Source organism: Candidatus Symbiopectobacterium sp. NZEC135 (assembly GCF_025962695.1).
In genome coordinates this window covers 66,344-73,164 of sequence record NZ_JAGFPF010000019.1, presented here as the reverse complement: position 1 = coordinate 73,164, position 6,821 = coordinate 66,344, and the positions used below count along the sequence as shown (strand labels likewise).

Annotated in this window: 6 protein-coding genes; all 6 read left to right on the top strand. The window is 52.1% G+C overall.

The genetic code is table 11. The annotated features are described in order from the left end of the window. Window positions 1–1,188: aromatic amino acid transporter (locus J5224_RS12030; protein ID WP_264625603.1), on the top strand; the 1,188-nt coding region annotated here is incomplete at its 5' end. A 131-nt stretch (window positions 1,189–1,319) separates the two neighbouring features. Further along, a complete protein-coding gene (yeiP, locus tag J5224_RS12025; RefSeq protein ID WP_264625602.1) occupies window positions 1,320–1,892 on the top strand; it encodes an elongation factor P-like protein YeiP in 573 nt (190 codons plus the stop codon). 72 nt (window positions 1,893–1,964) lie between these two features. Then, window positions 1,965–2,951 carry a GTP-binding protein gene (locus J5224_RS12020; RefSeq protein ID WP_319802436.1) on the top strand — a complete coding sequence of 329 codons (987 nt, stop codon included), beginning with the start codon at window positions 1,965–1,967 and terminating at the stop codon, window positions 2,949–2,951. 39 nt (window positions 2,952–2,990) lie between these two features. Further along, window positions 2,991–3,692 (top strand): phosphatase PAP2 family protein, encoded by a 702-nt coding sequence (locus J5224_RS12015; RefSeq protein ID WP_264625601.1) that lies wholly within the window; start codon window positions 2,991–2,993, stop codon window positions 3,690–3,692. Window positions 3,693–4,103: 411 nt separating this feature from the next. Beyond that, complete coding sequence (mepS, locus tag J5224_RS12010; protein ID WP_264625600.1) at window positions 4,104–4,679, top strand: bifunctional murein DD-endopeptidase/murein LD-carboxypeptidase; 576 nt, start codon at window positions 4,104–4,106, stop codon at window positions 4,677–4,679. 327 nt (window positions 4,680–5,006) lie between these two features. Continuing rightward, window positions 5,007–6,815 carry an extracellular solute-binding protein gene (locus J5224_RS12005; RefSeq protein WP_264625599.1) on the top strand — a complete coding sequence of 603 codons (1,809 nt, stop codon included), beginning with the start codon at window positions 5,007–5,009 and terminating at the stop codon, window positions 6,813–6,815. The last annotated feature ends 6 nt before the right edge of the window (window positions 6,816–6,821 follow it).

Sequence of the window (6,821 nt, the reverse complement as noted above, 5' to 3'; positions counted from 1 at the left end):
GCTGGCACTGCCGTGGGTGCAGGCATGTTTTCCATTCCCATTGTTACCGCCGGAGTCTGGTTTAGCGGCTCCGTGCTCTTGCTGATCGCCACCTGGTTTTGTATGTTTGCCTCCGGCCTGATGATCCTGGAAACCAACCTGCACTACCCCGTCGGTTCCAGTTTCCACACCATGGTGAAAGATCTGCTGGGAAAACACTGGAATACCCTGAACGGTCTGTCCGTGGCCTTTGTGCTCTATATCCTGACCTATGCCTACATTTCTGCGGGCGGTTCCATCATCACCCATACGTTGGCAGAGATTTTTCCCGTAGGGCATGCCACATCAGGGTTAATATTCTCTCTGCTGGTCGCCTTTATTGTCTGGCTCTCCACGCGCGCCGTAGACCGACTGAGCACCCTGCTGATTGGTGGCATGGTAATCACCTTTGTGTTGGCAGTGAGCGACCTGCTCACTCAAGTCAACCACCCACGCCTGCTGATGAGCGCCCCTGCTGATGCGCCCTATTTTCCCTATGCGCTGGCGGCATTGCCCTATCTATTAGCCTCTTTCGGCTATCATGGCAACGTGCCCGGCTTGGTCAAGTACTATCACAAAGATGGCCGCACGGTGGCACGCAGCCTGTTATATGGCACCTTACTTTCACTGGCGATCTATTTACTGTGGCAGTATGTGATTCAGGGCAACATTCCACGTGAGGGATTTAAAGCCGTGGTCGCCGAGGGCGGCAACATCGGCAATTTGCTTCAGCACATGGGCAGCGCTGCGCAAAGTGCTTATCTGATTCCTCTGTTAAACGCCTTTTCTTATATGGCGCTGGCCAGTTCTTTCCTCGGCGTGTCTTTAGGCCTGTTTGATTATATTCACGACTCGTTTTCTCTGGCAGATACACCACGAGGCCGCACACAGGCCGCCAGCATTACCTTTATTCCGCCAACACTTGCCGCCTTGTGGTATCCGGATGGCTTTCTGCATGCCATCGGTTTCGCGGGGCTGGCGGCAACGTTATGGGCAGTGATCATTCCTGCCTGTATGGTAATGGCCGCACGTAAGCGCTTTGCCCCTACTGACACGACCTATCGCGCACCGGGTGGAATGTGGCTGGTGGTTATCGTTCTGGCGTTTGGCGCCATTAACATCGCGGCGCATCTGCTTACGCTAGTGGGTGCTCTGCCTGTTTACGCCTGACCGACCTGCGATAAAATAGAACGACAGCAATGAATGCGCGAGCGGATGATAAAATGCCGCTTGCCTGAATTCAGCGGCGCGAGTAACGTGTCGCCACAAAAATGTCTTTTTCTTTATTACAGGGTTTTTTCATGGCAAGAGCGAACGAAATCAAACGTGGCATGGTGATCAATTACGGTGGCAAGCTGCTGTTGGTAAAGGATGTCGACATCCAAAGCCCCAGCGCTCGCGGTGCCAGCACGTTGTACAAAATGCGTTTCTCCGATGTACGTACCGGCCTGAAGGTTGAAGAACGTTTCAAGGGTGACGACATTCTCGATACCATCACCCTGACACGCCGTTTTGTCACCTTCTCTTATGTGGACGGTGATGAGTACGTCTTTATGGATGACGAAGATTACACGCCGTACATCTTCAAAAAAGAGCAAATTGAAGACGAACTGCTGTTTATACCGGAAGGCGGGATGCCGGGCATTCAGGTGCTGACCTGGGATGGACAAATTCTGGCGCTGGAACTGCCACAAACGGTGGATTTGGAAATTGTCGAGACCGCACCGGGTATCAAAGGGGCTTCAGCCAGCGCCCGCAACAAACCCGCGACCATGAGCACCGGACTGGTGGTTCAGGTGCCAGAATACCTGAGCGCGGGTGAAAACATTCGTATTCATATCGCCGAGCGTCGCTACATGGGCCGCGCCGACTAAGTCTCTCTCGCGCCGGTCATTGACTGGCGCGCCTCTCACCTCCCCCGTTCTCGCGTATTTTCGGAGTCTGATGTGTTGACCAAAGTAAACCTGATTACTGGCTTTCTTGGCAGCGGCAAAACCACCACCATTCGCCACCTGCTGGCACAAAAACCCGACGATGAAGTGTGGGCGGTACTGGTCAATGAATTTGGTGAAATTGGCATCGATGGCGCGTTATTGTCTGACAGCGGCGCGGTATTGAAAGAGATCCCCGGCGGTTGCATGTGCTGCGTGAACGGTCTGCCAATGCAGATTGGCCTGAATATGCTGCTGCAACAAAAAAAACCGCACCGCTTACTGATCGAGCCGACCGGTTTAGGCCACCCAAAGCAGATTCTTTCGTTGCTCACCGCTGAAAGCTATCAACCCTGGCTCAGTTTGCAGGCTTCCCTTTGCCTGTTGGATGCACGGCAGTTACAGGACGCGCGTTATCGTGAAAACGAAAACTTCCGCGACCAGTTAGCCGCGGCAGACATTATCGTTGCCAATAAGCAGGATACCTACAGCGCAGACGACATCGCCGCGCTAGCGCGTTGGCAGCAGGCCGAAGCGGGCGACCGCCCTATCGTTAGCGCCGCACAGGGTGAAATCGATGTATCACTGCTCGATGAACCGCGCCGCAATACGCGCGAACTCCCTGATGGTGTACATCATCATTCCCATGCTTCAGAACGCGGATTGGCCGCATTGCGTCTGCCCGGCGGCGAAGCCTGGCGTCGTGCACTCAATGAAGGGCAAGGCTATTTTTCCTGCGGCTGGATTTTCTCGCCTGATACCCAGTTTTCCACGATCGCACTCTTGGATTGGGTTCGGTTGACGCCAGTCGATCGCATTAAAGGTGTGCTACGCATTCCCGAAGGTACATTGATAATCAATCGGCAAGGCGCAGACCTGCATATTGAAACCAAACCGTTCCCCCCGCTCGACAGTCGGATTGAGCTAATTCATACCGCAGCGGCCCCGTGGAATCAGTTTCAAAGCCAGCTGTTGAGCTTTCGTTTAAGTTTGCAGGAATAGGATTAAAGTGTTTTTTTCTTAATATTTTGAGTTTGTTGCATGTCACAACGTCAGCTTTTCGCCATTCTACTGCTCAATGCAGCAGGTGTGGCGCTGTTCTTTTCTTGGTATCTTCCTGCTAATCACGGATTCTGGTTTACCCTCGACAGCGCCATCTTCTTTTACTTTAACCAGCATCTGGCAACCAGTTCATTGTTGCTGTACACGGTCGCCATCACCAACAACCGCGCTTTCGATGCCTGTGCGCTGCTGGCGATGGGGTTGCTCTATCTTTACCATTATCGGCGCGGGGATAGCACTGAACGCCAGCGTTTGCTGATTGTGGGTGTGGTTATGCTGATTACCGCCGTGGTGTTGAATCAGTTGGGCCACTTGCTGCCAGTACAGCACGCCAGCCCAACCTACTACTTCAGTGATATCAATCGCGTAGGTGAACTGGTTGGCTGGCCAACTAAAGATGCCTCGCGCGACAGCTTCCCTGGCGATCATGGCATGATGCTGATGATTTACGCCGCCTTTATGCTGCGCTATTTCCCACGCCGTTCATTTTTGGTCTCATTGGCCATCGTGGTGGTTTTCACCACACCGCGCGTCATGATCGGAGCCCACTGGTTTACCGACATTGCGGTGGGTTCCCTGTCTGTGGTTTTAGTGGCACTAAGCTGGTGGCTGATATCACCGGCCAGCGACGCAATGATTAATTTTTTGCATCGTTCATTACCGGCGCGCTACCGCCGCTAAAAGCCCCTTTTTGTCCCAACCACACCGGCATTCTGGCCCGAAGCGCCTGGGTGCCGGGCTGTCATTAGGATGTCATCTGTTTGCGTTATGGCTACTCGCATTTTTTAGGACAAATCTTATCCGCAAATTCACGATTTATTACATCATTAATTCTTATAAAGAATTTCCATAAAAAGGCTCGCAATCGCCGGAGCGTTAGGGTAGTCTCGGTAAAGTTTGAGTTTTACCGAACGCGGTTATCCTCGGAATGGAAGAAATTATGTGCGATTCCACACAGTTTCGTCCTCAAGTGGTTGGTCCAGGTGAAACTCTGTTTTAGTCTGACTCTCGTTTCGTTTCGGCGTTTATATATGGCGTAGTTGCATACATGACGATGGTGGTCGTTAAGGAAATCAAGGGAACATAACGATAATGGTCAAATCTCAACCGAGCCTGAGATATATCTGGCGGGCAATTCCCGCGTTGGCGATGGCACTTGCGCTATCTGCTTGTACAAATACAGGATCTCATCAAGCACAAACTGATCGTTCTGCAATAAATGATAAAGACAGTCTTTTATTGCAGGCCTCTCAGGACGAATTTGAAGCCATGGTGCGTAACCTGGACGTCAAATCCAAACTGATGGATCAATATGCCAGTTGGAAAGGTGTCCGTTACCGTTTGGGCGGTGACAGTCGCAAAGGTATTGATTGTTCAGCCTTTGTTCAACGCACTTTCCGCGAACAGTTTGGCATGGAACTTCCGCGCTCAACCTATGAACAGCAGGAAACCGGCACTCAAGTACAACGCGGCAAACTTCGCCCCGGCGATTTAGTGCTGTTCCGTGCAGGTTCCACAGGTCGTCACGTTGGTATCTATATCGGCAATAATCAGTTCGTTCATGCCTCCACCCGTGCGGGTGTGATGATTTCCAGCATGGACGATGACTACTGGAACAAACGTTATCAGGAAGGCCGCCGTATTTTCAGCAAAGGCGCCACCAGCTAACGATATGACCTGTTAGTCACATTTCCCTTGATGTGCAAAACGAAACGAAAGAGAGCGCCGCTTAATCAGCGGCGTTTTTTTTTGCCATGATGTGCATGCACCAGACTCCACGTTCCAGGCCGAACGCCTCGCTTGATGAAAAGCTGTTCAACTCTCTGATATAAAGTAGGTTACGCGTAATTTTCATGATAAAAAGGGATAGGCTAACCTATTACCCATAGGCGGTGATATCGGTTTGGCCTATATTCAAGTGATCCAAATGAAAATCACCGCAACTTTGGTCTGATGCAAGATAATTGCACTGATTTGCAGGAGAAACACAGCGCAATGCTAAAACGTGTGGCCACTCTGGCTTTGCTCGGTTCTCTTTGTTGGGGAGCCTTTGCCGACACCGTCCAACAGAACAGCTCGTTCGCCTTGTTGGGAGAGCCTAAATACCCCGAGGGATTCACGCATTTTGGTTACGTTAACCCTGACGCACCCAAAGGGGGGAGCATCACGCTCAGCGCGTTGGGAACTTATGATAATTTCAACCGTTTCGCGTTACGCGGCGTGGCGGCTGAGCGTACCGAACGCCTGTACGATACGTTGTTTACCTCATCCGATGATGAGCCGGGTAGCTTTTACCCGCTGATTGCACTGCACTCGCGTCATTCTGCTGATTTTCGTTGGATGGAAGTGGAACTGAACCCCAAAGCCACGTTTCATGACGGCACACCAATTTTAGCCTCTGACGTGGCCTTCACTTTCACTATGTTTATGACGCAAGGGGTTCCGCAATTCCGCGCGGTGTACAAGGGCGCTACGGTGACCGCTATCGGGCTGCGCACCGTGCGGCTGGAAATGCCTGAGCCGGATAAAGAACGTCTGCTGGGGCTGCTCACATTGCCCGTTATGCCAGAGAGTTTCTGGAAAAACCACAGCCTTGCCGATCCGCTTTCCTCTCCCCCGCCGGCCAGTGGGCCCTATCGCATCACCGCCTACCGCACCGGCCAATATGTGACCTACCAACGGGTAAAAGATTACTGGGGTGCCGATCTACCGGTAAATCGCGGTTTGAATAATTTCGACCAAATCCGTTACGACTACTATCTGGACGACAGTGTCGCGCTGGAAGCATTCAAAGCGGGTGCGTTCGATTTGCGCGTTGAAGGCTCACCCAAGCATTGGGCGACGCAGTATGAGGGTGGAAACTTCGCACGGGGCTATATCGTCAAACGCGATCAGGCGAATCAAGCGGCACAGGATACCCGCTGGTTGGTGTTTAATAGTGAACGCCCACTGTTTCAGGATCGCCGCATCCGGCAGGCCATAGGGCTTAATTTTGATTTTAACTGGATGAACAAGGCGTTCTATTATAACGCCTATCAGCGCGTTAACAGCCTGTTCCAAAACACAGAATATGCTGCACAAGGCACACCCAGCCCAGAGGAATTGAAATGGCTGGAACCGCTCAGAGACAAAATACCACCGGAAGTCTTTGGCCCCAGCTTTCAACCGCCAGAAAGTGATGGCAGCGGTTACGACCGCATGCATTGGCAACAAGCTTTGCAGTTGTTTGAGGACGCTGGCTGGGAATTGAAGAACCAGACGTTGGTCAACCGAAAAACAGGGAAGCCTTTTACCTTCGAATTATTGCTCCCCAGCGCAGCCAACGTGCAGTACGTCCTGCCGTTTCAGCAAAATCTCAAGCGGTTGGGCATCGATATGAAATTGCGTCTGATTGACAGCGCGCAGTTCACCAATCGTCTACGCGCCCGCGATTTTGATATGACCGCTCGCCCTTATCCGGCAAGAATCTACCCGGATGGCAACCTCAAATTTGGCTGGCATACCAAATACCTAGATTCAACCTATAACACGGCGGGCGTGAGCGATCCGGCCATTGATGCACTTATTGAGCAAATTGATGCGCATCAGGGCGATAAGGCAGAATTGCTGGCCCTTGGCCGCGCGCTGGATCGGGTCGTGACCTGGAATCAATTTATGATCCCCATGTGGTATTCCAATCACGATCGCTACGCTTACTGGGATAAATTCGCCATGCCAGCAACCCGCCCGGCCTATACGTTAGGACTGGATAGCTGGTGGTACGATGCACAGCGGGCGCAGTCATTGCCGCCCGAACGCCGTTAAGGAGCC

Coding starts and splice junctions, on each gene's coding strand:
- mepS (WP_264625600.1), top strand. CDS start 4,104: ATGGTCAAATCTCAACCGAGCCTGAGATATATCTGGCGGGCAATTCCC.
- J5224_RS12015 (WP_264625601.1), top strand. CDS start 2,991: ATGTCACAACGTCAGCTTTTCGCCATTCTACTGCTCAATGCAGCAGGT.
- yeiP (WP_264625602.1), top strand. CDS start 1,320: ATGGCAAGAGCGAACGAAATCAAACGTGGCATGGTGATCAATTACGGT.
- J5224_RS12005 (WP_264625599.1), top strand. CDS start 5,007: ATGCTAAAACGTGTGGCCACTCTGGCTTTGCTCGGTTCTCTTTGTTGG.